Origin of the sequence: Massilia pseudoviolaceinigra, from assembly GCF_030846505.1 — a bacterium.
Taxonomy (GTDB): domain Bacteria; phylum Pseudomonadota; class Gammaproteobacteria; order Burkholderiales; family Burkholderiaceae_D; genus Telluria_A; species Telluria_A violaceinigra.
In genome coordinates this window covers 1-26,412 of the sequence record NZ_JAVCWL010000016.1, presented here as the reverse complement: position 1 = coordinate 26,412, position 26,412 = coordinate 1, and the positions used below count along the sequence as shown (strand labels likewise).

Sequence of the window (26,412 nt, the reverse complement as noted above, 5' to 3'; positions counted from 1 at the left end):
CTGCATCAACCACCTTCCAACCATGTTGATACTACCGGGTTCCAATGCCCTGTCCGTATTTCGCAGCCAACGCCTCCTGAGCCAATTGCAAGCTGTCGCCCCGGCGATTACGGCGGTCCAGGCGCGTTTTTATCACTTTATCGATACCAGCGCGGCGCTGTCGGCGGACGACACGTCGCGCCTGTCCGCGATGCTGACCTACGGCGAACCTGCCGCGGAAAATCCGCGCGAAGGCGTGACGGAAGAATTCTTCGTCATCCCGCGCCTGGGTACCATCTCGCCATGGGCATCGAAAGCGACCGACATCGCGCACAACTGCGGCATGGCGCATGTGCACCGGATCGAGCGGGGGATTGCATTTTCGGTCAGCCTGAAAACGGGCATCCTGGGCAGCAGCATCGGCGCGGCCAAGAAGCTCTCCGACGCGCAAACCGACGCGGTGGCTGGCCTGCTGCACGACCGCATGACCGAAAGCGTGCTGCGCAACGCCGACCAGGCCTCAAGCCTGTTCCGCGAACTCGAAGCGCGGCCGCTGGAGTCGGTGGATGTTATCGGCGCCGGCAAGCACGCTTTGGAAAAAGCCAACACCGAACTTGGCCTGGCCCTGTCCGACGATGAAATCGACTACCTGTTCGACGCGTTCACGAAGGCCGGGCGCAACCCGACCGACGTCGAACTGATGATGTTCGCGCAGGCGAACAGCGAGCATTGCCGCCACAAGATTTTCAACGCCGACTGGATCGTCGACGGGGTGGCGCAGGACAAATCGCTGTTCCAGATGATCAAGAACACGCACCAGCTGCAGCCGAAAGGCACGATCGTCGCCTACAGCGACAATTCGTCGATCATGGAAGGGGCGAGCGTCATGCGCTTCTATCCGCGTGGCGCAGGGCACGAATACGCCCCGTCGACGGAACTGACGCACACCCTGATGAAGGTCGAAACGCACAATCACCCGACCGCGATTTCGCCGTTCCCCGGCGCCTCCACCGGCGCGGGCGGCGAAATCCGCGACGAAGGCGCGACCGGCCGCGGGGCCAAGCCGAAGGCTGGCCTGACCGGCTTCACGGTGTCGAACCTGATGATCCCGGACGCCGTGCGTCCATGGGAGAACGCGGCCAACGTCAACCAGCCGTTCGGCGAGCGCGCGCAAGCGGCCGTCTACGGCAAGCCTGACCGCATCGCCTCGCCGCTGCAGATCATGATCGAAGGCCCGCTCGGCGGGGCCGCGTTCAGCAACGAGTTTGGCCGTCCGGTCCTGGGCGGCTACTTCCGCACCTACGAACAGAATGTCGGCGCCTTGAGCGCGGGCATGCCCGACGCGGTGTTCGGCTACCACAAGCCGATCATGATCGCCGGCGGCATCGGCAATATCTCCGGGCAGCACACGCACAAGAACGACATCCCGGTCGGCAGCCTGCTGATTCAGCTCGGCGGCCCGGGCATGCGCATCGGGATGGGCGGCAGCGCCGCGTCCTCGATGGCGACCGGCACCAACACGGCCGACCTGGATTTCGACTCGGTCCAGCGCGGCAATCCCGAAATGGAACGGCGCGCGCAGGAAGTGATCAACGCGTGCTGGCAGATGGGCGCCGACAATCCGATCATCTCGATCCACGACGTGGGCGCGGGCGGGCTGTCGAACGCTTTCCCGGAGATCACCAACGACGCCAAGCGCGGCGCGATTTTCGACCTGCGCAAGGTGCCGCTCGAAGAAAGCGGCATGGCGCCGAAAGAGATCTGGTCCAACGAATCGCAGGAACGCTACGTGCTGGCGATTGCTCCAGAGAGCCTGGCGCTGTTCGCCGCCATGTGCGAGCGTGAGCGCTGCCTGTTCGCCGCCGTCGGCGTAGCCACCGAAGAGCGCCAGCTCAAGCTGATCGACCCGGAACTGGGCAACTCGCCGGTCGACATGCCGATGGACGTCTTGCTCGGCAAGCCGCCCAAGATGCTGCGCGAGGTCACGCACGTTCACAATGCATTCCCCGCAATCGACCTGACCGGCCTCGATCTGCTTGACGTCGCCAGGCGCGTGCTGCTGCTGCCCGCGGTGGCCGACAAATCGTTCCTGATTACCATCGGCGACCGTACGGTCGGCGGCACCACGGTGCGCGACCAGATGGTCGGCCCGTGGCAGGTTCCGGTGGCCGATTGCGCCGTTACCGCCATGAGCTTCGAAGGCTACCTTGGCGAAGCGATGGCAATGGGCGAACGCACCCCGCTGGCGGTGATTGACGCCGCAGCGTCGGGCCGCATGGCGGTCGGCGAAGCGGTGACCAACATTGCCGCCGCGCCGATCCGCGATATCTCCGACATCAAGCTGTCGGCTAACTGGATGGCCGCCTGCGGGCAGCCGGGTCAGGATGCCGCGCTGTTCGACACCGTCAAGGCGGTCGGCATGGAACTGTGCCCGGCCCTGGGAATCAGTATCCCGGTCGGCAAGGATTCGCTGTCGATGCGCACCACCTGGCGCGATGAAGACGCCGCAAAGGCGGTCACGTCGCCGGTATCGCTGATCGTCTCCTCGTTCGCACCGGTCTACGACGTGCGCCGTTCGCTCACGCCGCAGATCAGGCAGGATGCCGGCGAGACTGCGCTGATCCTGATCGATCTGGGACGCGGCAAGAACCGCCTCGGCGCCTCGGCGTTGTCGCTGGTGACCCAGCAGCTCGGCAACGACACGCCGGACGTCGACAGCGCGGACGACCTGAAAGGCTTCTTCGCGGCGATCCAGCAATTGAACGCCGACGACAAGCTGCTCGCTTACCACGACCGTTCCGATGGCGGCCTGTTCGCCACCTTGTGCGAGATGGCGTTCGCGGGCCGCAGCGGCCTGTCGGTCAACCTCGACATCCTCACGCTCGAAGCCGGCCATGGCGCCGACTGGGGCGACGCCAAGAACTGGGCGGGCCAGGTGGCCGAGCGCCGCAACGAGCAAACCCTGCGTGCCTTGTTCAGCGAAGAACTGGGCGCCGTGATCCAGGTGCGTTCGGACGAAAAGTCGCTTGTGATGAACGTGCTGCGCGAGCACAATCTGGGCGCGTGCAGCCATATCATCGGCAAGCCGAACGAGCGTGGCGTGATCGAATTCACGCGCGACGCCAAGGTGATCTACACCGAAGCGCGCAGCGCGCTGCACCGCGTGTGGAGCGAAACGAGCTGGCGCATCGCGCGCCTGCGCGACAATCCTGCGTGCGCCGATGCCGAGTACGAGCGCCTGCTGGACGAAACCGATCCTGGCATTACGCCGAAGCTGACGTTCGACCCGAGCGAGAATATCGCCGCGCCGTTCGTGGCGACGGGCGTGCGGCCGCGCGTGGCGATCCTGCGCGAGCAGGGCGTGAACTCGCATATCGAGACCGCGTGGGTGATGCACCAGGCCGGATTTGCGGCGGTCGACGTTCACATGAGCGACCTGATTGCCGGCCGCGCCAAGCTGGACGACTTCCAGGGCATCATCGCCGTCGGTGGCTTCTCGTACGGCGACGTGCTCGGTGCCGGCGAGGGCTGGGCCAAGACGATTCTGTTCAACGCCCAGCTGGCGGACCAGTTCGCGCGCTTCTTCAACCGTGCCGACACGTTCGGACTGGGCGTGTGCAACGGTTGCCAGATGATGAGCAACCTGAAATCGATCATTCCTGGCGCGCATGCGTGGCCGAAGTTCACGCGCAATAAATCGGAGCAGTTCGAGGCGCGCTTTGCGATGGTCGAGGTGCTCGATTCGCCGTCGATCTTCTTCAGCGGCATGGCGGGCACGCAGGCGGCGATTGCGATCGCGCACGGCGAAGGGTTTGCCGACTTCTCGCAGACGGGCGATATCGGCGCGGTGGTCAAGGCGATGCGCTTTGTCGACAATCGTGGCGCGGCCACCGAGGCGTATCCGTTCAACCCGAATGGTTCGCCCGAGGGGCTGACGTCGGTGACGACGGCGGATGGGCGCTTCAGCGTGCTGATGCCGCACGCCGAGCGCGTGTTCCGCTCGGTGCAGCAGTCGTGGCATCCGGAAGCATGGGGCGAGGATTCGCCGTGGATGCGCATGTTCCGCAATGCGCGCAAGTGGGTCGGCTAAGTTAAGCTAAACGCAGAACGCAAAAGGCAAACCGCAAAACGAGCCGCAACTCTCAAGACCGTCATTCCTGGCACTGCCAGAAATGACTTCCCGCGCAGGCGGGAATCCAAGGCCACTACGAAAGCGACGGTGCGTTCGATTCCCGTCCGTGCGGAATGGCGGTTTTGCAGTTAACTTGACTCGCTCGAGAACGCGGCCTTTTGGTCGAAAACCTGTCAACTGGAGCCTCCAGATGAACATAACAATTGAAGAAATCGACAGCGCGTCGATGCGCCTGATCGGCTACACCCCGCAACCGAGTTTCGTCGTCCACTTCCGCAGTGCCGCCTTCAGCGGCATTGCCCGGCTGGTACCGGCGCTCGAACGCGCCGAGGACTGCTTGGGCATGGAATTCGGCGTCGAGATCACCCAGGGTTCGGTCACGCAATTTGGCGTGCTCGATCAAGCGGCAATGAACGCCGTGGAAGCGCTGGACACACCGGGATCATTCAAGGTCACCGGCATGCTCGAAAGCCAATCGGCGCACAGCGACCCGAGCGCACAACGCCATGCGTTCATCATGGCCGGCGAAGCCTGTTTCTGTTTATCGGAAGAAGAAATGGGGGGCTTGTGGCCCGAACCGGGCGGCACGGTCGCCTTTGTTGCGCACGACGTGACGCTCTGGGACGAGGCGCTTTAAGGGGGGGGCACGCCGGAACCGCCGAAAATTCAGTCACCCCAAATCCAACCCTGCCAGGAGCGCATCCAGGTCGATCATCTTACCGCCGCTCCGGAACGTGTAGTGCCCATTCAGTAGGATGTGCCGCCAGGTCGCCGGCGATATCCTGGTAATTCCAATTGCGGACGCTTGACATCCTTGCCGGATGCCTTGACGGTGAAAGCGCGGCCGGAAGGTAGGTCATGGCAAGGCAAGGGAGAATCTGCTCAGTCATGTCGATCGCGCCGCAGGTCCAGGAACCTAACTCGACCTCTTCAACTATGACCCAACAAAGTATCCTCTTCTTTCTTTCTGGGTAAAATTCAAACGAGCCGAGTTTCGCGGCCTGCGGCTACCGGAAACCTAGCGTATCTTTAATTTCCCTTTCGTCAAACGCCCCCGATTTGGAGTGACGGAATTTTCGGCGGTTCCGGCTTGGAACCCCTTTAACAAGAGTAAGCGTCGCCCTGACACCGTCTTGAGCCGCCCGGCAATTCAAGCGATGCTGGCATCACACAAAATACCGGGACAAATCGGCACTAAGTGTACGAGTCAGCGACGCTGCCGAGATCAATAAAGAGTTGTTGATAGACGCCGGGGCAAATCGGCATCATATTTTGGGCCATCAATTTCGTCACTACTCAAATCCGCCAAGATTGTTCCAAGGCTCGGCAAATCCCCACGATCCCGATGCCTGGACGGGTCCCAGAGATGCGAACGAAGTATCGCGCGTGAGCACTGGAAAAACACCGCGTTGACTTTCACGACCAATACGGAAAGCGGCGATTTGCCGTCGATACTGAAGGTTGACAGCAAACCCGGATCGACTTGAATCGATGCTGCACCGTTGACCCGCAACGTTTCTCCAATCCCGGGTATCAAAAAGATGAGAGAGACCCGGGAATCATGCAGGACATTCCGCAGGCTGTCTATTCGATTGTTCCCGCGACGATCGGGAAGGAGCAAGGTTACTTCGTCGTGGACCCGGACAAAACCAGCGCGGTCACCTCGGGGAGACACATCCAGACCGTCCGATCCGCTTGTTGCCAGGAGGGCAAACGGCGCCGCCTCGATGAATTTTCGATAGTGCGGATGAATGTATGCCGCTTCTTTCTTTATCGACGCTGCGGCAGGCGTTCCGTAAATCCCTTCAAGCGCTGCGATATCCGAAACGATTTGGCTGTCAAGCTGGATCAAGCTCTACTCCCTATGCTGATTAATAAGCTCTTGCGGTCACAAGAGAACCTCCGGCGATGGCTCCTAACGGCTGCTTGGATATCCATTTTACCCGAGCACATCTTCAACTGGTAGCCATCGCGCGCGACTGCAGCCTGGGGCGGGGGACTGAGCGTGTGCCATTCAATTGAGAGAAGAACGTGGGGTGGATAAGCGTAGCGTCGTCTCAGCGCCGTCTTGAGCCGTCGAATTCTCCGATGATAGCGTCACACCGCTGGGAAACGGAGTGTTTTTAGGCAGGAGCCAGCTGCCCGGCGCAATGCCAGGGCGGGAACTCGTCAACACGGTTTGGCATTGATGTTGAACTCGCGGGCTAGACGCGACACTGAAGTCCCCTCAACGAGAGACTTCGCTACAACGGCACGCTTGAACCCGATGCTGTGCTGCCTGTAGGGGCCGCGCTCCGGGTGCGAAATGACTGGTTAAATTCTTGTGTCCATCATCGAAGTTGTGGACACAATTCAATTTGTGCCCGCACTCAATCATGCCGCCGGAGAATCAGGTAGAACAGACGTTGCTGGGAAGACGCTTACTAACAAGACGCGCTTCACAGCCGCGCAATGGTTCGCTCCACGCCGAACCATTTGCCAACCGCATTCCCTTATAGTCAGGTCTTCAGTTCACCGAGGACCATCATGACCATCGCCTGCTTTATCCGCTACGAAATCGACCCCTTCCAACGCGACGCTTTTCGCGAGTATGCCGAGAACTGGGGCCGCATCATTCCCCGCTGCGGCGGCAACCTGATCGGGTACTTCCTGCCGCTCGAAGGCACCAATTACGAAGCGTGGGGCCTGGTCGGATTCGACAGCCTCGCCGCCTACGAGGCCTACCGCGCGCGCCTGCGTCTCGACCCCGAGAGCCGCGCCAACTTCGCCATGGCGCAGGAAAAGCGCTTCATCCTGCGCGAAGAGCGCACCTTCACCGAGGTGGTCGAGAGCGCGTTCCAGCGGGCCGCGCAATGATCGCCGTGATCTTCGAGGTCATCCCGCACGAGGCGCAGCGCCAGGCCTACCTGGACGCCGCCGCGACACTGCGGCCTGAACTCGAACGGATGGATGGCTTCCTGTCGATCGAACGCTTCCAGAGCTTGACGGACGCCGGCAAGATCCTGTCGCTGTCGTTCTGGCGCGATGAGGAGGCGGTGCGCGCGTGGCGCAACCACGGCTTGCATCGGGAGACGCAGGAGCAGGGGCGCGCGTTCATCTTCGCCGATTACCGCTTGCGCGTGGCGGCCGTCATGCGCGACTACGGCATGGATGAGCGGGCGGAAGCGCCGGCCGATTCGCGTGCCCGGCATGACCAGCCGCCCTTGGCTTGAGGCCCCTGGTGTGCTTCGCGCGCACATGGGATGACATCGCCTCGCGCGGCATCCAGCGCTGTTACCGGACCTTGATGGCAACCTTGCCCTTGGCCCTGCCTGCTTCAACGTAATCGAGGGCGGCGTTCGTTTCTTCGAAGGGAAAAATGCGGTCGATCACGGCGCCGATCTTGCCGCCGTCGATCAGGCTGGCGATCTCGGCCAGCTGTTTGCCATCTGCGCGCATGAAGAGGAAGGAGTAGGTGACACCGAGCTTGCGCGCTTTCCTGCGTGCGCCGGCACTGAGCAGCGTCATCACCAGCTTCACAAACCACGGCAGCCCCAGTTCCGTGGCAAAATCCGGGTCCGGCGGTCCGGAGACGGAAATGAGCTTCCCGCCCGGTTTGAGCACGCGCAGCGATTTTTCCAGCGTAGCCGCATCCTGGCTGTTGAGCACAACATCGTCGTCGCGCACGACCGGTTTCGCCACCTCGGCGCTGCGCAGCGCGCCTTCTTTGAATACGCTTCCAGGATAAATGCTTTCATGATCAGGCTGCTTCGAGGCGCAGGTCTTTGCGGATGCCGGCATCGACCAGGCTGGCGGGAGCGAATCTGCGCAGCAAACGCATGCGGCCGGCAAGGGTGCCGGAAGCGTAGCGCAGCTTCGGGTGCGCCGCTGTTGCCGCCTGCAAGACGGTCTCCGCCACGACGTCCGGCCCCTGCGCCGTGCGCAGCACCTCTTTCACGCGCGCGTTCAAGGCGGCGCGCAGCGCGCCATACATGGCAAGCGGCAGATCGGGCTCGAGCGAGTTGGTGTCGAACGATGTCTTGATATAGCCCGGCTCGATCACCGACACGCGGATGCCGAGGGTGCGCAGCTCATGATCGAGCGATTCCGAATAGCCGGCGACAGCGTGCTTGCTAGCCGAATACAGGGCCATGTAGGGCATCGGCAGGAAACCGAGCACCGAGCCGATATTCAGGATACGGCCGCTGCCTTGCTGGCGCATGTGGGGTAGGACGGCGCGCGTCATGCGCACCATGCCGAAGAAGTTGGTGTCGAAGATGGCGCGCGCCTGCTCGATCGAGCTTTCCTCGGCGGCGGCCGGCGCCACGCCGAAGCCGGCGTTGTTGACCAGGAGGTCGATGCGGCCATGGCGGCGCAGCACTTCCGCAATCGCGGCCTCGACCGAGTCGTCGCTCGTCACGTCGAGCGTCAGCATGCCCACCGCGCCGTGCGCGCGCGGCGAGGCGGCGCGGGTGGTGCCGTAGACGGTGTAGCCGCCCTGCGCGAGACGCTGCGCGGTCGATTCGCCGATACCGGAGGAGGCCCCGGTGACCAATGCAATTTTGTTGTTCATAGTGTTATTCCATTCCGTGGCGGGGACAAATCTGCGGCAAGATATGATGATCATCATATTCTGGATTTAAGAAAGTAGCGCGACGAGGCGCCGTGTTCAATTGCTGGCAGGGTCCAGGGTGTGTTTCGCGTTGTGAAGAAAGCTGTCGGCCAGTTTAGAATCGTCGACGGCGCGCGCCAGCATCAGGCTGCCGATCAGGGTGGCAAGCGTGGTGACTGCCTGCTCGTGCACGCCGGGCTGGCCCCAATCGGGCGACTGGCGCGCGATGACATCGATCATGGCTTTGATGTGCTGGGTGGCGGCGCGGCGCACTTCCGGCGCCTGGCGCGGCATCTCCGAGCACAGGGCCGCCACCGGACAGCCGAATTCGATGGTGGCAAGGTGCTGCGGCGACAGGTAAGCGTCGATCAGCGCCTGCAAGCCCTGACCCGGGGATGCAGCGGCGGCAATGCGCGCCGATGCGGCCACGGCCTCGGCACCGGCCCGGTCGGCCGCCTCGGCCAGCAAGGCGTCGCGCGAGGCAAAGTGGGCGTAAAAGCCACCGTGGGTCAGGCCCGCTTCTTTCATGATGTCGGCCACGCCCGTGCCGGCGTATCCGCTACGCCGGATCGCCCGCGAGGCGACCTCGACGATGCGTTCGTGGGTGGCTTCCTTGCGGCTTGACGCGCTGCGTTTTGTTTTTGGACTTTGCATGATGGTCATCATATACCAATTTTTGCCCACGCGCAGAAGAGATCTCGTCAAGCGCACCGCCAGGGAAATCTCCCAGTCGTGGTTCGGGTAAGCTGGGCTCGATGGACCGAAACGACGCGTTGGCTGTACAGTGGACAGATTGTTTGGCGGGCTGGCGTTCGAGACATCGTCATCCAGTCACGCTGCTTGGTACCAAGCCCATAGGAAGCCATGGGGGCGGCAAGTCGCAGTTGCCTTGGATGACCCGCTTCGGCGGTCCGCATCGCGTGTGAGACTGGAATAGACGAAAAAAAAGCGCATCCGAGGATGCGCTCTTGTAGCGGATCGACCGGGCTTACTTGATCGTCGCTTTTTTCATCAGATCTTCGCGGAACTGCTGCAGCTTGCGCTGTTGCAGTGATTCGGCGACTTGCTGCTTGATTTCTTCCAGTGGCGGAACCTTGGTTGCACGGGAATCTTCCAGCTTGATGACGTGGAAGCCGTACTGCGTCTTGACCGGGGTATCGGTGATCGCGCCTTTTTGCAGGGCGACCATGGCCTTCGAGAACTCAGGTACGTAGTTATTCGGGCTCGCCCAGTCCAGATCGCCGCCGTTGGCTGCCGAGCCGTCTTTCGAGGAGGCCTTGGCCAGCTCTTCAAACTTGCTGCCGGTTTTCAGCTTGGCGATGAGCGCCTTGGCTTCTTCTTCGGTTGGCACCAGGATGTGCTTGGCGTGGTATTCCTTGTCGCCGACCGTGGATTTGTACTTGTCGTACTCGGCCTTGATCTCGGCATCCTTGACAGGGTTCTTCTTGACGTAGTCGGCCAGCATCGCGTTGATGATGATGCTCTGGCGCGCGTTCTCGAGCGCGGACTTGACTTCAGGACGCATGCCGAAGCCTTGTTTGTCAGCTTCCTGGATCATGACTTCACGGCCGATCAGGTCTTTCTTGATCGCTTCGCGCAGTTGCGGGGAATCGGTCTGCTTGCCTTGAGCAACGACTTGCTTGACGATCTGATCGACCCTGGCGGCTGGAATGGCTTTGCCGTTGACGGTAGCAATAGGAGCACTACTCGGAGCACTACTCGGAGCACTAGTTTTTTGCGCGAACGCAGGCGCGGTGGCCAGCGCGAGGATGGCTAACAACAGGCGGGCAGGCTTCAACATCATTATTTTAGATCCTATAAATTACAAAAGTATGCGGCTGGACGGATCATACCGCCAATCTCGCCCAGCGAGCGCCGGCGCACGTGTGCGCCGGCCCTACGATCTTACTTGATCGCCGCTTTCTTGATCATTTCTTCCTGATAGGCTTGCAGTTTCTTTTGCTGCAGCGAATCGGCAATTTGTGGCTTCACTTCGTCGAACGTCGGCAGTTTGGCTGCGCGCGTATCGTCGAGCTTGATGACGTGGAAGCCGGCTGGCGTTTGCACCGGGTTCTCGCCGACCTGGCCTTTTTGCAGGCTGACGAAGGCGTCGCTGAATGGTTTCGGGAACGACGATGGCAGCGCCCAGTCCAGATCGCCACCGCTGTTGGCGGTGCCGGTATCCTTGGAGGTCTTGGCCAGGTCTTCAAACTTGGCGCCGCCCTTCAGCTTGGCGATGATGGCCTTGGCGTCGGCTTCGTTCTCGGCCAGGATGTGGCGCACATGGTATTCCTTGTCGCCGGCCTGCGCCTTGTAGCGCTCGTATTCGGCCTTGATGTCGGCGTCGCTGACGGCGTTCTTGCTCACATAGTCACGCACCAGTGCGTTGATGACGATGGTCTGGCGCGCGCTGTCGAGCTGCTGCTTGACGGTGGCGTCTTTCTCGAAACCCTTTTTCAGGGCTTCCTGCATCATGACTTCGCGGGCGATCAGGTCTTTCTTGACCATCTCGCGCAGTTCCGGGGAATCCGCCTGCTGGCCTTGGGCAACAACTTGCTTGACGACTGCATCGACACGCGCCAAAGGAATGGGCTTGCCGTTGACAACGGCGGCATTCTGCGCAAAGGCAGGCATGGCGGCAACGGCGATCAGTGCTAACAGCAAGCGGGCTGGCTTAAAGGTCATTATTCAATCCTGTTTGAAAAAGTTACTCGGACAAAGGTTAGATTAGTTTTTTTACTTTACGTTCAATTGTCGGACATATTTCTTAACGCGCTCTGAAGGCGCAATGATCACAGCTCGGACGGCGCCAGCGCAGTGATGGCAAGTGCATGGATTTCATTGTGCATCATATCGTGCACGGAATCATACACGAGTCGATGTCGCATGACGAGTCTGAGCCCCTCGAAACGCGCCGAGACGATCTTGAGGCGGAAGTGGCTGCCTCCTGAAGCGGCCCCGGCGTGGCCTGCATGCAGGGCCGATTCGTCGGTCAGTTCGAGCACGCTCGGTTCGAGCGCGGTCGTGAGAAGCGCGCGGATGCGCTCGGGACGGGTAGCCATGGTCATGCCTGTTCCTCCGCTTCGATGTACTTCGACAGCATCAGCGTCTGCACGATGATGAAGACGAACAGCAGGCCATTGATGCCGAACAGCTTGAAGCTGACCCAGGCGCTGGTGTTGCCCTTGAAAATGACAAACGCGGCCAGCAGGTTGACCAGCCCGAGCGCGAAGAAGAACACCATCCATGACAGGCCCACGTTCTTCCACACCGGCTCGGGCAGCTTGATCTGCGCTTCCATCGCCTGGCGCATCAGGTTCTTGCCGAAGCCGAACTGCGCCACGCCCATGGCGAACGCGAAGACCCAGTAGATGATGGTCGGCTTCCACTTGATGAAGGTGTCGTCGTGGAAGTAGATCGTCATGCCGCCGAAGAAGGTGATGATGAGAAAGGACACCCACAGCATGGCGTCGATCTTGCGGCCGCGCAGCTTGAGGTAGACCAGCTGAAAGGTGGTGGCGACGATCGCGACCACCGTGGCGATCATGATCGGCGCCTGGTCCGGCTTGATGCTCCCTCCGGCAACGAGTCCGCCCAGATAGGTGGTGGCGATGGCGAACGATGCCTGCTGATATACCTCGGCGAGCTTGAAGACGCCGAAGAACAGCAAAATGGGGAAAAAGTCGAACAGAAGTTTCATGTTGTTATTGGTGGTTCAAGTTGGGTCGAAACGCAGTGAAGCGGAATTAATGCAATAGCGTAATCCGGTCGGCGGCGGGCCGTCCGGAAACACATGGCCGAGATGCGCGTCGCAGACCGCGCAAATGATCTCGGTGCGCAGCATACCATGCGTGCGGTCGGTTTTTTCGATCACATTGGCCGGGTCGAGCGCCTTGAAGTAGCTCGGCCAGCCGCAGCCGGAATCGAATTTGGTGTCGGAGGCGAACAGCGGCGTGTTGCAGCACACGCAGGTGTAGATGCCGTGCTCGTGGTGGTCCCAGAACTTGCCGGTGAAGGCGCGTTCGGTGGCCGCGTGGCGCGTGACCTCGTATTCCATCGGGTCGAGCATGGCACGCCATTCGGCGTCGGTTTTGGTGACTTTATCGGACATGGCAGCTTCTTTCAGGATGAACAGCTCACTTCGAGGTGGCTCGCCCAGTCGGGCGGCAACGCTGCGTAGTGCTCGTTGTGGGGTTGCTCGTCGAATGGATGCTCCAGCACGGCAAGCAGCCGCGCCACTTCGGAGAAATCCTTGTTTTGCGCTTTTTCGATGGCAACCTGGGCCAGGTAATTGCGCAATACAAACTTTGGGTTGACACGGTCCATTGCAAGCTTGCGCTGCGCGTCAACGCTCGCTTCGGCCCGCAGGCGGGCGCGGTAACGGGCCGCCCAGGCGTCGAAGTCCTCGCGTACATAAAACATGTCGCGCAGGGGGCTGTCCTGCGCCGGGTCGCCGGCCACCGGGTCGCCGGCCGCCGGGTCGCCGGCCTGCAGCGTGCCCAGCTTGCGGAAAAACTGGGTGAAGTCGACATGGCTGTCGTTCATCAGCGTAAACATGGCGTCGAACAGCTGCGCGTCGTCGTCCTGCGTCGTGGTCAGGCCCAGCTTGGCGCGCAGCAATTCGTCGAACTTGCTGGCGAAGGCCGGCTGGTAGAGCGCCAGCGCATCCTGCGCTTCCTCGACGCTGCCGATCAGCGGCAGCAGGGCCTGCGCCAGGGCGTAGCAGTTCCAGTGGCCCACCTCGGGCTGGTTGGCGTAGGAATAGCGCCCCTGCTGGTCGGTGTGATTGCAGATATGCTGGGCATCGAAGGCTTCCATGAAGCCGAACGGGCCGTAGTCGAGCGTCAGGCCGAGGATCGACATATTGTCGGTGTTCATGACGCCATGCATGAAGCCGACCCCTTGCCAGTGCGCAATCATGTGTGCCGTGCGGCGGGTGACTTCCTGCAGCAGGGCCTGGTAGGGATTCGGCGCGCCGCTCAGTTCCGGGTAGAAGGTGGCGATGACGTAGTCAGCCAGGATGCGCAGTTCTTCCGGCTTGTCGCGCGAAGACCAGTGCTCGAACGAGCCGAAGCGCACGAAACTTGGCGCCATGCGCGTGACCACGGCCGCGCTCTCGACCGTTTCGCGAAAGATACCCTGGTCGGACCCGGTGACGACGAGGGCGCGCGTGGTCGGGATGCCGAGCGCGGCCATTGCTTCGGAGCACAGGAATTCGCGGATCGACGAGCGCAGCACGGCGCGCCCGTCGCCCATGCGCGAGTAGGGGGTTTTGCCGGCGCCCTTGAGTTGCAGCTCCATCGGGCCCTGGGTACCGGCGAGCTGGCCGAGCAGGATGGCGCGGCCGTCGCCGAGCTGGCCGGCCCAGACGCCGAACTGGTGTCCGGAATAGACTGCCGCGAGCGGTTTGGCGCGCGGCGGCACGTGGTTGCCGGTAAAGGTGGCGACGAAGTCATCGTGCGCCAGCAAGGCCGGGTCGAGCCCGACAAGCGCGGCCGCGCGCGCGCTGGCGGCGACGAAGTAGGGCGCTGGCAGCGGCGTCGGCATGAGCCGGGTGTAGAAAGCGGGAGGCAATTCAGCAAAGGAATTGTCCAGTGGCAAGTCATCGACGTTAATAGCTGATCCAGTCGCGGTAGTGGGTGAAAACAATAGCGGAATTCTACCGTACCGTCCATTTTTTGGCCGGGCCCACACGCGCCGGCAAGCGGTCTGGGCAAGCGTGGGGCAGTGGACCGGTTGGTCTGGATGCGCTGCACCATCGAAATTGATTGACTGTTTTAGCACGGTCGTACGAAACTAAGTCAACGGTTGCCGCAGTGCGGCCGCAACGTAATGACAGGAGTATTGATGACGTCTTACCCGATGAGCCCACTGATGGGGCAAATGATGGACCAGCCATTGCTCATCTCCAGCATTATCGAATTCGCGGCAAGGCATTACGGCAGCACCGAAATCGTTTCACGGCGGGTCGAAGGCGACTTGCACCGCTACACCTACCGCGACTGTCACCAGCGCGCGCGCCAGATGGCCAATGTGCTCACCGGCCTGGGCGTCAAGCTCGGCGACCGGGTCGCCACCCTGGCCTGGAACGGCTACCGCCACATGGAACTGTATTATGCGGTGTCCGGATCGGGCGCCGTGCTGCATACGATCAACCCGCGCCTGCACCCGGAACAGATCGCCTACATCACCAATCACGCCGAAGACCAGTACCTGTACTTCGACCTGACCTTCCTGCCGCTGATCGAAGCCGTGGCCGCCCACTGCACCACCGTCAAGGCCTTCATCCTGATGGCCGGGCGCGAGCACATGCCGGCCGAGACCAAGATCGCGCAACTGCTGTGCTATGAAGATCTCATTTCAAGCAGCTCGGACGATTACCAGTGGCCGCTGTTCGACGAGAATTCGGCCGCTTCGCTGTGCTATACGTCGGGCACCACGGGCAACCCCAAGGGAGCGCTCTACTCGCATCGTTCCACCGTGCTGCACGCGTATGGTTCGGCGATGCCGAACGCGCTCAACGTGTCCTCGGCCGACACCGTGCTGCCGGTCGTACCGATGTTCCACGTCAATGCCTGGGGCTTGCCGTACTCGGTGCTGCTGTCGGGCGCCAAGATGGTGTATCCGGGCGCGGCGCTGGACGGCAAGTCGCTGTACGAGCTGTTCGAGGCTGAAAAAGTCACTTTCTCGGCCGGCGTGCCGACGGTCTGGCTGGGCCTGATCAACCATGCGCTCCAGAACCAGCTGCAGTTCAGTACCTTCCGGCGCACGGTGATTGGCGGCTCGGCTTGTCCGCCCGCGATGATGGACACGCTGATCGACAAGTTCAATGTCGAGGTCATCCATGCCTGGGGCATGACGGAAATGTCGCCGCTGGGCACGGCCGGTGGCTTGCAGACCAAGCACCTGGCGTTGCCGAAGGATGCGCAGCGCAAGATCTTGCAAAAGCAGGGCCACGCGGTGTACGGCGTCGACATGAAGATCGTCGACGACGCCGGCACCGAATTGCCGTGGGATGGCAGCACCTACGGTCACTTGCTGGTCAAGGGGCCATGGATTATCAAGAGCTATTTCAAGAATGAAGGCGGCGACGTGCTGCAGGATGGCTGGTTCCCGACCGGCGACGTGGCCACCATCGATGCCGACGGCTACATGCAGATTACCGACCGCAGCAAGGACGTGATCAAGTCCGGTGGGGAATGGATCGGCACGATCGACCTGGAGAATATTGCCATGTCGCATCCGTCGGTGCTGCAGGCGGCGTGTATCGGCATCGCGCATCCAAAATGGGATGAACGTCCGCTGTTATTGGTGGTCAAACGACCAGGCATGGAAGTGACGCGCGAGGAGATACTGGCGTTTTTTGAAGGCAAGATCGCCAAATTCTGGATGCCGGATGATGTGGTGTTCATCGATGCACTGCCGATGGGGGCGACGGGCAAGATTCAAAAGAACAAGCTGCGCGATCAGTTCAAGGCGCATCAGTTGCCGGTGGGTTGAGCCGCCGTCAGTACGCAGGCAGCTTACTCGAGCCTGTGAACTAGCGCTGACCTAAGAACCATCGCCCCCGCGCAGGCGGGGGCCTAAGTTACTACGACATGTCGCAGGTTGGGAACCGACTTGGGCCCCCGCCTTGCGCGGGGGCGACGGTTTTGAGGGTAGGGTCTGTAATACCATTTACATTTAACAAGAGGTTTCAAGCACCAGATGGGCAGCACTCGCTGCAAGGGCATCAGACCCGCATAGACAATAGAGAAGGATGGAGACGCATGATCAAGACTATTCGCCCGTTGACACTGGCTGTTTCGTTTGCATTGCTGTCGGCTTCGGCCCAGGCTGAAACAGTGAAGATTGCCTACATCGACCCTCTATCGGGCCCCTTCGCGCCGGTCGGGCAGAACCAGCTCAAAAGCTTCCAGCTGATCGCCGACATGGCCACCCAGCAAAAGTGGGCCGGCGAGCACAAGGTCGAGGTGGTCGGCTTCGACAACAAGGCCAGTCCACAGGAATCCCTCACCCTGCTCAAGACCGTCATCGACCAGGGCTACCGCTACATCACCCAGGGCAGCGGCTCCGGCGTCGGCCTGGCCCTGCTCGACGCGATCAACAAGCACAACGAGCGCAATCCGGGCAAGGAAGTCGTGTTCCTGAACTATGCGGCCATCGATCCCGACATGACCAACAGCAAGTGCAGCTTCTGGCACTTCCGTTTCGACGCCAATTCCGACATGAAAATGGAGGCGCTGACTTCCTACATGGCCCCCAACAAGGACATCAAGAGCGTCTACATCATCGGCCAGAACTATGCCTTCGGCCAGGCCGTCAGCCGTGCCGCCAAGGAATACCTGAAACGCAAGCGTCCTGACATCAAGATCGCCGGTGACGACCTGCACCCGATCGCCCAGGTCAAGGATTTCTCGCCCTACATTGCCAAGATCAAGGCTTCCGGCGCCGATACCGTCATCACCGGCAACTGGGGCGCCGACCTGGCACTGCTGATCCGCGCCGCCAAGGATGCCGACCTCAAGGCCAATTTCTACACCTACTACGGCGTCACCACGGGCGTGCCCACCGCCATGGGCGCAGCCGGCGCCGACCGCGTCAAGATCGTCGGCAACTGGATGGTCAACAACGACAAATTCCTCGGCAAGGACATCGTCGAAGCGTTCAAGAAGAAATACAACGACGATTACTACGCGGCCCAGACCCACAGCGCCATCGGCATACTGTCCCAGGCCATCAAGACCGCCAAGACCACCGACCCGGTGAAAGTGGCGTTCGCCATGGAAGGCGCCAAGTTCAACAGCATCAACGGCGAAGTCATCATGAACAAGGCCGACCACCAGCTGCAACAGCCGCTGTACATCGGCACCTGGACCAAGACCAACGGCAAAGACATCAAGTACGACCAGGAAAATACCGGCTACGGCTGGCGAATGGACAAGAAGATCGACGCCTACCTGGCGAACCAGCCGACTTCCTGCCAGATGAAGCGGCCAGGGGCGTAACGCCACGGCCGCGGGGCGCGCCGTCCGGCCACAAGCCGGCCGGCCCTCTCCCGGGCGGCCCCTACCCGGGCGGCCCCTACCCGGGCGGCCCCTACCCGGGCGGCATGTCCGAGCAACACTGTAGGGTGGGCGGGCCCGCTGTGGCGCGCGTGTCCACCACCTTTGCGTTTCCGACCACGGTGGGTCCTGCACGCCCACTGCAACCTGCAGACACCTATGGAATTCACACTGTTCACCCTGCTGAACGGGATCAGTTACGGACTGCTGCTGTTCATGCTCTCGTCCGGACTGACCCTGATCTTCAGCATGATGGGCGTGCTCAACTTTGCGCACGCCAGTTTTTACATGCTCGGCGCCTACATCGCCTACACCATCAGCAGCGTGCTCGGATTCTGGCCTGCGCTGGTGCTCGCGCCCGTCGCGGTCGGGCTGATCGGCGCGCTGGTCGAGCGCTACGGCCTGCGTCCCCTGCATAAGTACGGCCACATTCCCGAACTGCTCTTTACCTTCGGCCTGTCCTTCCTGGTCGTCGAGCTGGTCCAGCTGATATGGGGCAGGGCGGCGGTGCCGTATCCGATTCCGAAGGAGCTCGACGGACCGCTGTTCACCCTCTTCTCAACCAGTTTTCCGATCTACCGCGGCTTCATGATGCTGGTCGCGCTGTCGATGCTGGCCGGGATTTACCTGGTGCTCACGCGCACCCGGGTCGGGCTGGTGATCCAGGCGGCGCTCAGCCATCCGGATGCGGTCGAGGCGCTCGGCCACAACGTGCCGCGCATTTTCATGTGGGTGTTCGGTGGCGGTTGCGCACTGGCCGGGCTGGCGGGCGTAATTGGCGGCAATGCTTTCGTGACCGAACCGGGTATGGCCGCCACGGTCGGCAGCATCATCTTCGTGGTGGTCGTGGTCGGCGGCATGGGCTCGCTGGCCGGAGCCTTTTATGCCTCGATCCTGATCGGCGTGCTGCAAACCTTCGCCGTGGCGCTAGATTACTCGCTGATGACCTTACTGAACGGCATCGGCGCCAACATCACCATGGACACGCCCGGCTACGAGGTACTGAAGCTGACTATTTCGCAAAGCGCGGCCATCCTGCCGTTCCTGCTGCTGGTCCTGATCCTGATTTTCCGGCCGAAGGGCTTGATGGGGACACGCGAATGAGGCTCACCTACACTCCCCTGAACCTCGGGCGCTACCTCGTGTGGGGCGGCTTTGCGCTGATCCTGGTGCTGGCCCCGCTGATCTTTACCAAGGGCGCGGCGCTGTCGATCCTGTCCCAGATCGGCACGGTGATGATTTTCGGCCTGTCCTACAATATGCTGCTGGGGCAAGGCGGCATGCTGTCGTTCGGCCACGCCGTCTATTCCGGGCTGGGCGCCTTCTTTGCCATCCACGCGATGAACAGTACCGGCATTGGCGCGCTGGTGCCGACCTCGCTCATTCCGCTGGTGGGCGGCGTGGCGGGCATGGGCTTCGGCGTGCTGTTCGGTTACGTGACCACCAAGAAATCCGGCACCACCTTCGCCATGATCACCCTGGGCCTGGTGGAACTGGTGTTTGCCAGCTCGCTGATGTTTCCCGGCTTTTTTGGCGGCGAGGGCGGCATCACCACCAACCGGGTGCGCGGTGAAGCCTTCCTGGGCATCACGTACGGGCCGCAGGTGCAGGTGTATTACCTGATCGCCGCGTGGCTGTTCGTCACTACGGTGGCCATGTTCGCGTTCACGCAAACGCCGCTCGGGCGCATGGCCAATGCCGTGCGCGACAATCCCGAACGCGTCGAATTCATCGGCTACGACACGCAATGGGTGCGCTACCTGACGCTGATCCTGTCGGCGTTTTTCGCCGGCATTTCGGGCGGGCTGTCGGCGATCAACTTCGAGATTGTCAGCGCCGAGAATGTCAGCGCCATCCGTTCGGGCAGCATCCTGCTGTTCGTGTTCATCGGCGGGATTGGCTTTTTCTTCGGTCCCTTGCTCGGCACCATCGTCGGCATCTTCTTTTCCGTGATGCTGTCTGACTTCACGCCAGCGTGGCAACTGTATCTGGGCCTGTTCTTCATTCTGCTGGTGCGCTACGCCCCGGCCGGACTGGCCAGCCTGATCCTGATGCTGCTGCGGGTCGCCAGCGCGCGCAAGTTCGCGCGCATCTGGAAGCCGCTGCTGGCGGTGGGAGCGTGCGTGCTGGTCGCTCTGGCGGGCATGGTGATGGGCACCGAAATGCTCTACCACCTGACCCTGGACGCCGCCAACGGCAGCGTCATGACCCGTTTCGGACAGGAGATCGATACCAAATCGGCCGGACCGTGGCTGGTGGCAGGCGCGCTGCTGGTCGCTGGCATTGTGGGCTACCGGCGCTTCCAGCCGGGATATTACGCAGTCTGGAGTGACGTTAATGCGGAAATCGTGGCACAACAGCGCGGAGGTGTTGCATGACGACGGCCGCACTTGAACTGAAAGACGTGCGCAAGAGTTTCGGGCGTTCCGAAATCATCCGCGGCGCCAGCCTGACCGTGCAAAAAGGCGAACGCTGCGCCGTGATCGGCCCGAACGGCGCCGGTAAATCGACCTTGTTCAATCTGGTATCGGGCCGGTTCGATATTTCGTCGGGCGATATTTGCCTCAACGGGAACAGCATCAGCGGCTTGCGCCCGTTCGAGATCAATCGGCTCGGTTTATCGCGCAGTTTCCAGATCAGCAATCTGTTCGAGCGGCTGTCGGTGTATGAAAACCTGCGCTGCGCGGTATTGTGGTCGCTCGGGTATAAACACTCGTTCTGGCAGCGTTTGAATGGCTTGCGCGACGCTCATGAACGCGCGGAAGAGGTATTGGAGCAGATCGGCATGCAGCGCCAGCGCAAGGTATTGGCCGGCGTGCTGACCTATGCCGAACAGCGCGCGCTGGAGATTGGCATCACCATTGCCGGCGGCGCCGATGTGATTCTGCTCGACGAGCCGACCGCCGGCATGAGCCGTTCGGAATCGGATGCGGCGGTGGAGTTGATCCGCAAGGTCACCGTGGGCAAGTCGCTGGTGATGGTGGAGCACGATATGAGCGTGGTGTTCGGGCTGGCCGATAAGATCGCGGTGCTGGTGTATGGGGAGGTGATCGCCTGCGATACGCCGGCCAATATCCGCTCGAATGCCGCCGTGCAGGCGGCCTATCTGGGCCACGAAGGCAGCGAGGATGCCGCATGAGCGCCATTCTGGAGATTAAAAACCTGCATGCGTTTTACGGCAAGGGCCATATTCTGCACGGGGTCGATCTGCAGATCGGCAAAGGCGAGATTGTCAGCCTGCTGGGCCGTAATGGCGTGGGGCGCTCGACCCTGGTCAAGGCGGTGATGGGGCAGGTCAATGCCACCGGCTCGGTGCTGTTCAAGGGGGAGGAAGTGCTGGGATTGAAGGCATTCCAGATTGCGCACAAGGGTTTGGCGTATGTGCCGGAGAACCGCGATATTTTTCCGACCCTGACGGTGGAACAGAATCTGATTCTGGGGCAGAAGAAGACCGGCGTGGCGGGAAGATGGTCGCTCGACGATATGTACAACATGTTCCCGCGCCTGCTGGAACGGCGCACCGTCGCGGCCGGGTTTCTGTCGGGCGGGGAGCAGCAGATGCTCACCTTGTGCCGCAGCTTGATGGGCGATCCGGATCTGATCATGATCGACGAGCCGACCGAGGGCCTGGCACCGAAAATCGTGGCGCTGGTGGCGCAGTATTTATTGGCGTTGAAGGAGAAGGGGATTTCGGTGCTGCTGGTGGAGCAGAAACTGGCCATTGCGCTGGAGATTTCGCAGCGGGTGTATGTGATGGGGCATGGGGCGATCGTGTTCGAGGGGACGCCGCAGGAGTTGAGGGCGGATGCGGGGGTACGCAAGGAGTGGTTGGAGGTGTAAGCGGATAATCGGCGGAACTTGGGTTCCCGCCGGCCCGGGAAGTCGGTTCCGGCAATGCCGGAGACGACGGTTTTTTGGCTGCTAAAAGTAGATTCGTCGTTCCCGCGCCAAGGCGGCACTCGGCGGGAACCCAAGTTCCTGACGCTACCCCTATCATCACAAAAAATAATACGACCGTTCTATTATGATGTATAGTCGAAGACTGCTGAACCCACTAACAAAGGAAGAGACATGAGCGCCGAATACCTGGTCAATGGCAGCGTTGCCGTCATCACACTGAACAATCCACCGGTCAACGGACTGGGTCTTGAGACGCGGACCGCCGCGGTCGCCGGCATTCGCCGCGCGCTGGCGGACGACGCCGTCAAGGCAATCGTCATCACCGGCGCCGGCAAGGCGTTTTCCGGTGGCGCCGACATCAAGGAATTCAATTCGCCCAAGGCCCTCACCGAACCGTCCCTGCACTCGCTGATCCAGGTCGCCGAAAGCTCGACCAAACCGGTCGTGGCCGCCATTCACACGGTCTGCATGGGCGGCGGCCTCGAACTGGCGCTGGGCTGCAACTACCGCGTCGCCATGCCCGGCGCCCAAATCGCGCTGCCGGAAGTCAAGCTCGGCCTGCTGCCGGGCGCCGGCGGCACCCAGCGCCTGCCGCGCGTGGTCGGCCTTGAAATGGCCCTGAACATGATCGTCTCCGGCACCCCTGTGCCATCGGAAAAATTCGCCGGCACCGCGCTGTTCGACGAAGTGTTTGCCTCCGACGCCAACCTGATCGACTCGGCCGTGGCCTTCGCCAGCAAAGTCGCCGATGTGCGTCCGCTGCCGCGCGTGCGCGACCGCAAGGTGAACTATCCGAACCACGAAGCTTTCCTGCAATTTTCGCGTAATACGGTCAAGGCCATGTCGGGCGCATTCCCGGCGCCGATGGAATGCGTTGAAACCGTGGCCGCGTCAGTCACCAAAAAGTTCGAAGACGGCATCAAGTTCGAGCGCGAGCGCTTCCTGCACCTGATCCAGACGCCGGAATCGAAGTCGCTGCGCCACGCGTTCTTCGCTGAGCGCCTCGCCAGCAAGATTCCGGATGTGCCAGCCGACACGCCGACCCGCGAGATCAAGCAGGCCGCCATTATCGGCGCCGGCACCATGGGCGGCGGCATCGCCATGAACTTCGTCAACGCCGGCATTCCCGTCATCCTGCTCGAAACCAAGCAGGAAGCGCTGGACAAGGGCATTGCCACGATCCGTAAGAACTACGAAAACACGATGAAAAAGGGCAAGCTCACGCCCGAGAAATTCGAACAGCGCGTCGCCCTCATCAGCGGCACCCTCAATTACGCCGACATCGCCCAGGCCGACATCGTCGTCGAAGCCGTGTTCGAAGACATGGGCGTGAAGGAATCGGTCTTCCGCCAGCTCGACGCGGTGATGAAGCCGGGCGCGATCCTGGCGTCGAACACCTCGACCCTGGACGTAAACAAGATCGCCGACTTCACCAGCCGCCCGCAGGATGTGGTCGGTACCCACTTCTTCAGCCCCGCCAACGTGATGAAGCTGCTGGAAATCGTGCGCGGCGCCAAGACTGGCAAGGATGTGCTTGCCACCACCCTGGCGCTGTCGAAAAAACTGCGCAAGACCGGCGTGGTGTCGGGCGTGTGCGATGGCTTCATCGGCAACCGCATGATCGAGCAGTACAGCCGCCAGGCCGGCTTCCTGCTGGAAGAAGGCTGCCTGCCGGAACAGGTTGATAAAGCTGTCGAGAAATTCGGTTTTGCGATGGGTCCGTTCCGCATGGGCGACCTGGCAGGCAACGATATCGGCTGGTACATCCGCAAGCGCCGCTATGTCGAGTCGCCTGAAATCACCTACTCGAAAACCGCCGACCTGCTGTGCGAAATGGGCCGCTACGGCCAGAAAACCAGCTCGGGCTGGTACGACTACAAGGCCGGCGACCGCAAGGCGTATGCCTCGAAGGACGTCAACGACATGATCGTCAAGCACTCGGCCGACATCGGCGTCGAGCGCCGCAAGATCAGCGATGAGGAAATCGTCGAGCGTCTGGTGTATTCGCTGGTCAACGAAGGCGCGCTCATCCTGGAAGAAGGCATCGCCATGCGCGCTTCCGACATTGACATGGTCTACCTGACGGGCTACGGCTTCCCTGTGTTCCGCGGCGGTCCGATGTTCTATGCCGATACGGTCGGCCTGGCCAATGTGCTCATGGCGATGGAAAAGTACGCCAAGGGCCGTCACGGCAACGCCTGGACGCCAGCCCCGCTGATGGTGCGCCTGGCCGCCGACGGCAAGGGTTTCAACAGCTGATACACGCGGTACCGCAACGATAAAAGGCAGCACCCGGATTGCCGGGGCTGCCTTTTTTATTGCCCATGGGGCTTGCATTCAATGTTTTAGTCCATTATATTGGACGAATGGATACATTAAAAGATGATACAGGCGCTGCCATCGCCCGCCGGCTACGCTTGGAGCGCGATGCGCGTGGCTGGTCGCTGGCCGATCTGGCGGCCCGTTCCGGCGTTGCCAAGGCCACGATCAGCAAGATCGAACGCGAAGAGACCAGTCCCACGGCGGTCATCCTGGTGCGGCTGGCGGGCGCCTTCGACCTGACGCTCGCCGGCCTGCTGCTGCGCGCGGAGGGCCATGACGACGCTGGCCGCGTCATGCGCGCGGCGCAGCAGCCCTTGTGGCGCGATCCGGACAGCGGCTACGTACGCCGGCAAGTCTACGCGCGCCCCGATCACCCCGTGGAAATCGTGCAGGTCGCCATGCCGCCCGGCCAACGCGTGGTGTTGCCGGCGTCGTCGTACGCGCATATCCGTCAGGCGATCTGGGTGCAGGCGGGGCCGCTGACGGTGGTGGAGGGCGGCGAACAACACCGCCTGGAGGCCGGCGACTGCCTCGGCTTCGGGCCGCCGTCCGAGGTGACGATTGCCAATGACGGGGCAGATACCTGCCGTTACCTGGTCGTTCTTTCAAGGAGCTGATCGCATGTCGACCATTCAAATTCGTCCGCTGGGGGCCGCCCCGGCACTGATCGAGACCCTCGCGGGGCTGCTGGCGGAGGTTGTCGCCCAAGGCGGTTCGGTCGGCTTCATGGACCCGCTAGACCTCTCGGAAGCGCGCGCCTTCTGGGAACGCGCGTTGCAAGCGGCGGCGGATGGCCAGCGCATCGTGTTCGGCGCTTTTGAGGCTGATCAACTTGTAGCGACGGTCAGCCTGCTGCTCGACTGCCCGCCCAACCAGCCGCACCGCGCGGAAATCGCAAAGATGATGACCTTGCCGCGCTGCCGTGGACGCGGCATCGCGGCGGCTTTGCTCCAAGCTGCCGAGGCTGCTGCGGTGGCACGCGGCAAAACCCTGCTGGTGCTCGATACCGCCAGCGAGGGCGGCGCTGCCGGGCTCTACGCCAAACATGGCTTCACCCTGGCCGGCGAGATTCCAGACTACGCGCTCAAGCCCCAAGGCGGCCTGACGGGCACGCTGTTGTACTGGAAGCGGATCGGGGTTTAAGAGCGCCTAACAAAACATCTCGACGTACCTCCAACAGATGAGTGAGCAGGCAAGCAAAAGAAAGGCTTGGGTGGATGTCGGCTCGCCGTTCATAACGGATGCGCAGTCTGCGAAAACGGTGCGGCCACCCCAGGGTGCGTTCAACGACCCAGCGCCATTGGCCAAGCTTTTCGTGTGACTCGACGCCGTAGCGTGCGATCCGTGCCGAGATCCCTCGCCGGCGCAGCGAGGCCCGATGCGCTCTTGAAGCGTACGCTCGATCAGCATGTAGCTGACCTGGACGTTTGCCCGCGCGGCCTGATAGCCCTTTAACTGCTGGGATTGATTCTACGAAAGGGATGAGCAGGCGCGAATCATGGACCTGAGCGCCTGTGATTCGGGCTGCTAGGGTAGTCCACGCTGATCTACCAGTAAATGGTGTTTGCAGCCGAGTTTGCCGCGGTCAGTCGGGTTCCGGCCAGTATGCTCGCCGCCAGCCGGTGCCGGCACGCTAGCTGCGTCAATGCAGGCTCGATCCCACATGATCTGGTCAAACTCTCGGAGTCGACGCAGGACCGCCTCGCGGACGCTCTGCCAAACACCCGCTTGCATCCAGTCGTGAAGGCGACGCCAGCACGTCATGCCGCTGCCGCACCCAAGCTCACGCGGCAGGTACTCCCAAGGTATTCCGTTCTGAGGACAAACAAGATTCCCGGTAGGGCTGCACGAATCGTTGATTCGCGGTCGCCCACCTTCCGGCGATCTATGGTGACTTGGAAGATGAGCTTCTATAAGCGACCAAAGGTCTTCGCGACGAAGTGCTTGGGCCATGGCATCAGTCCGGCTGCGAACACGGCCGTTATTTTAACGGCCGGACTGCGGCCGCGTACGTCGGCTTCCGGACTGTCGCGGGCGGCTGCTTCCGCCCTATTGCGTTGAAAAACTCCACTCGAGCTCGCGATCTTAACCGCTTATCACTGTCTAACAGGTCTCAAAGAGGGAGGCTGAGATGATGGGGCGTCAGACAACGAAGCGAGAGCTATTTGTTGTGCTCAGCCTAGAGGAATATGTTCCCGAAGACCATCTGCTGAGAGCAGTGGACCGGTACCTCGACCTGAGCGAGTTTCGGCTGTCCCTGGCCGATTCGTCTAGCCATACTGGTCGACCGTCGATTGATCCCGAACTCATGGCGCGCATGCTGATCATTGGGTACTGCTATGGAATCCGGTCCGAACGTAGATTTTGCGAGGAAGTAAGCATGAACCTGGCGTACCGTTGGTTTTGTCGGCTCGGCTTAAAAT

General features: G+C 61.6%; 23 protein-coding genes and 2 pseudogenes. 14 read left to right on the top strand and 11 right to left on the bottom strand.

The features are described 5' to 3' along the window. Nucleotides 1-22 precede the first annotated feature (22 nt). Both purL and RBA40_RS16830 read left to right on the top strand, forming a co-directional pair. Nucleotides 23-4,069, top strand: coding sequence for a phosphoribosylformylglycinamidine synthase (gene purL / locus RBA40_RS16835; RefSeq protein WP_306648952.1), 4,047 nt, complete (start codon nt 23-25; stop codon nt 4,067-4,069). Between the two features lie 232 nt (nt 4,070-4,301). Further along, nucleotides 4,302-4,748, top strand: coding sequence for a hypothetical protein (locus RBA40_RS16830; protein WP_306648951.1), 447 nt, complete (start codon nt 4,302-4,304; stop codon nt 4,746-4,748). 588 nt (nt 4,749-5,336) lie between these two features. On the opposite strand, the gene RBA40_RS16825 is transcribed toward RBA40_RS16830, so the two are convergent. Continuing rightward, entirely contained in the window at nt 5,337-5,960 is a 624-nt protein-coding gene (locus tag RBA40_RS16825) for a pyridoxamine 5'-phosphate oxidase family protein (RefSeq protein WP_306649038.1), read from the bottom strand. A 677-nt stretch (nt 5,961-6,637) separates the two neighbouring features. Here RBA40_RS16825 and RBA40_RS16820 point away from each other — a divergent pair. Next, a complete protein-coding gene (locus tag RBA40_RS16820; RefSeq protein ID WP_306648950.1) occupies nt 6,638-6,967 on the top strand; it encodes an NIPSNAP family protein in 330 nt (109 codons plus the stop codon). Beyond that, nucleotides 6,964-7,323, top strand: a complete 360-nt coding sequence (locus RBA40_RS16815; protein ID WP_306648949.1) for an antibiotic biosynthesis monooxygenase family protein — start codon at nt 6,964-6,966, stop codon at nt 7,321-7,323. The genes RBA40_RS16820 and RBA40_RS16815 overlap by 4 nt, the downstream gene beginning before the upstream one ends. Before the next feature lie 61 nt (nt 7,324-7,384). Here RBA40_RS16815 and RBA40_RS16810 read toward each other — a convergent pair. The 9 genes and pseudogenes from RBA40_RS16810 to RBA40_RS16770 form a co-directional block, all read right to left on the bottom strand. Next, nucleotides 7,385-7,780, bottom strand: a pseudogene (locus RBA40_RS16810) (zinc-binding dehydrogenase); the annotation flags it as partial. Between the two features lie 70 nt (nt 7,781-7,850). Next, complete coding sequence (locus tag RBA40_RS16805) at nt 7,851-8,663, bottom strand: oxidoreductase (protein WP_306648948.1); 813 nt, start codon at nt 8,661-8,663, stop codon at nt 7,851-7,853. Between the two features lie 96 nt (nt 8,664-8,759). Next, nucleotides 8,760-9,368, bottom strand: a complete 609-nt coding sequence (locus tag RBA40_RS16800) for a TetR/AcrR family transcriptional regulator (RefSeq protein WP_306648947.1) — start codon at nt 9,366-9,368, stop codon at nt 8,760-8,762. Between the two features lie 322 nt (nt 9,369-9,690). Next, nucleotides 9,691-10,506, bottom strand: a complete 816-nt coding sequence (locus RBA40_RS16795) for a peptidylprolyl isomerase (RefSeq protein WP_306648946.1) — start codon at nt 10,504-10,506, stop codon at nt 9,691-9,693. A gap of 101 nt (nt 10,507-10,607) precedes the next feature. Further along, a complete protein-coding gene (locus RBA40_RS16790; RefSeq protein WP_306648945.1) occupies nt 10,608-11,387 on the bottom strand; it encodes a peptidylprolyl isomerase in 780 nt (259 codons plus the stop codon). A gap of 107 nt (nt 11,388-11,494) precedes the next feature. Beyond that, nucleotides 11,495-11,764, bottom strand: a complete 270-nt coding sequence (locus tag RBA40_RS16785; protein WP_374710510.1) for a BolA family protein — start codon at nt 11,762-11,764, stop codon at nt 11,495-11,497. A 2-nt stretch (nt 11,765-11,766) separates the two neighbouring features. Beyond that, nucleotides 11,767-12,402: a septation protein A gene (locus tag RBA40_RS16780; RefSeq protein WP_306648943.1), complete on the bottom strand. Its 636-nt coding sequence runs from the start codon at nt 12,400-12,402 to the stop codon at nt 11,767-11,769. A 15-nt stretch (nt 12,403-12,417) separates the two neighbouring features. Beyond that, on the bottom strand, nt 12,418-12,813 hold the full coding sequence (gene msrB / locus RBA40_RS16775; protein WP_306648942.1) for a peptide-methionine (R)-S-oxide reductase MsrB: 396 nt from the start codon (nt 12,811-12,813) through the stop codon (nt 12,418-12,420). Nucleotides 12,814-12,824: 11 nt separating this feature from the next. Beyond that, nucleotides 12,825-14,351, bottom strand: coding sequence for a protein adenylyltransferase SelO (locus RBA40_RS16770; RefSeq protein WP_445352054.1), 1,527 nt, complete (start codon nt 14,349-14,351; stop codon nt 12,825-12,827). A gap of 198 nt (nt 14,352-14,549) precedes the next feature. Here RBA40_RS16770 and RBA40_RS16765 point away from each other — a divergent pair, with 198 nt between their 5' ends. From RBA40_RS16765 to RBA40_RS16725, 9 genes are all read left to right on the top strand, one after another. Then, a complete protein-coding gene (locus tag RBA40_RS16765; RefSeq protein WP_306648940.1) occupies nt 14,550-16,202 on the top strand; it encodes a 3-(methylthio)propionyl-CoA ligase in 1,653 nt (550 codons plus the stop codon). 269 nt (nt 16,203-16,471) lie between these two features. Beyond that, on the top strand, nt 16,472-17,710 hold the full coding sequence (locus RBA40_RS16760; protein ID WP_306648939.1) for a branched-chain amino acid ABC transporter substrate-binding protein: 1,239 nt from the start codon (nt 16,472-16,474) through the stop codon (nt 17,708-17,710). Nucleotides 17,711-17,926: 216 nt separating this feature from the next. Then, nucleotides 17,927-18,871 (top strand): branched-chain amino acid ABC transporter permease, encoded by a 945-nt coding sequence (locus RBA40_RS16755; protein ID WP_306625968.1) that lies wholly within the window; start codon nt 17,927-17,929, stop codon nt 18,869-18,871. Beyond that, nucleotides 18,868-20,145: a branched-chain amino acid ABC transporter permease gene (locus RBA40_RS16750; RefSeq protein WP_306648938.1), complete on the top strand. Its 1,278-nt coding sequence runs from the start codon at nt 18,868-18,870 to the stop codon at nt 20,143-20,145. Before RBA40_RS16755 ends, RBA40_RS16750 begins: the two co-directional genes overlap by 4 nt. After that, entirely contained in the window at nt 20,142-20,906 is a 765-nt protein-coding gene (locus RBA40_RS16745) for an ABC transporter ATP-binding protein (RefSeq protein ID WP_306648937.1), read from the top strand. Before RBA40_RS16750 ends, RBA40_RS16745 begins: the two co-directional genes overlap by 4 nt. Beyond that, nucleotides 20,903-21,607, top strand: coding sequence for an ABC transporter ATP-binding protein (locus tag RBA40_RS16740; RefSeq protein ID WP_306648936.1), 705 nt, complete (start codon nt 20,903-20,905; stop codon nt 21,605-21,607). The genes RBA40_RS16745 and RBA40_RS16740 overlap by 4 nt, the downstream gene beginning before the upstream one ends. A gap of 231 nt (nt 21,608-21,838) precedes the next feature. Next, nucleotides 21,839-23,926: a 3-hydroxyacyl-CoA dehydrogenase NAD-binding domain-containing protein gene (locus tag RBA40_RS16735; protein WP_306648935.1), complete on the top strand. Its 2,088-nt coding sequence runs from the start codon at nt 21,839-21,841 to the stop codon at nt 23,924-23,926. A 107-nt stretch (nt 23,927-24,033) separates the two neighbouring features. Next, a complete protein-coding gene (locus RBA40_RS16730; RefSeq protein ID WP_306648934.1) occupies nt 24,034-24,606 on the top strand; it encodes a helix-turn-helix domain-containing protein in 573 nt (190 codons plus the stop codon). Between the two features lie 4 nt (nt 24,607-24,610). After that, nucleotides 24,611-25,132, top strand: a complete 522-nt coding sequence (locus tag RBA40_RS16725; protein WP_306648933.1) for a GNAT family N-acetyltransferase — start codon at nt 24,611-24,613, stop codon at nt 25,130-25,132. Nucleotides 25,133-25,138: 6 nt separating this feature from the next. Here the strand turns inward: RBA40_RS16725 and RBA40_RS16720 are convergent. Then, a pseudogene (locus tag RBA40_RS16720) lies at nt 25,139-25,942 on the bottom strand (IS5 family transposase). 178 nt (nt 25,943-26,120) lie between these two features. On the opposite strand from RBA40_RS16720, the gene RBA40_RS16715 reads away from it, so the two are divergent. Then, nucleotides 26,121-26,412 (top strand): transposase (locus RBA40_RS16715; RefSeq protein ID WP_306648932.1); only part of this gene is annotated, 292 nt, incomplete at its 3' end.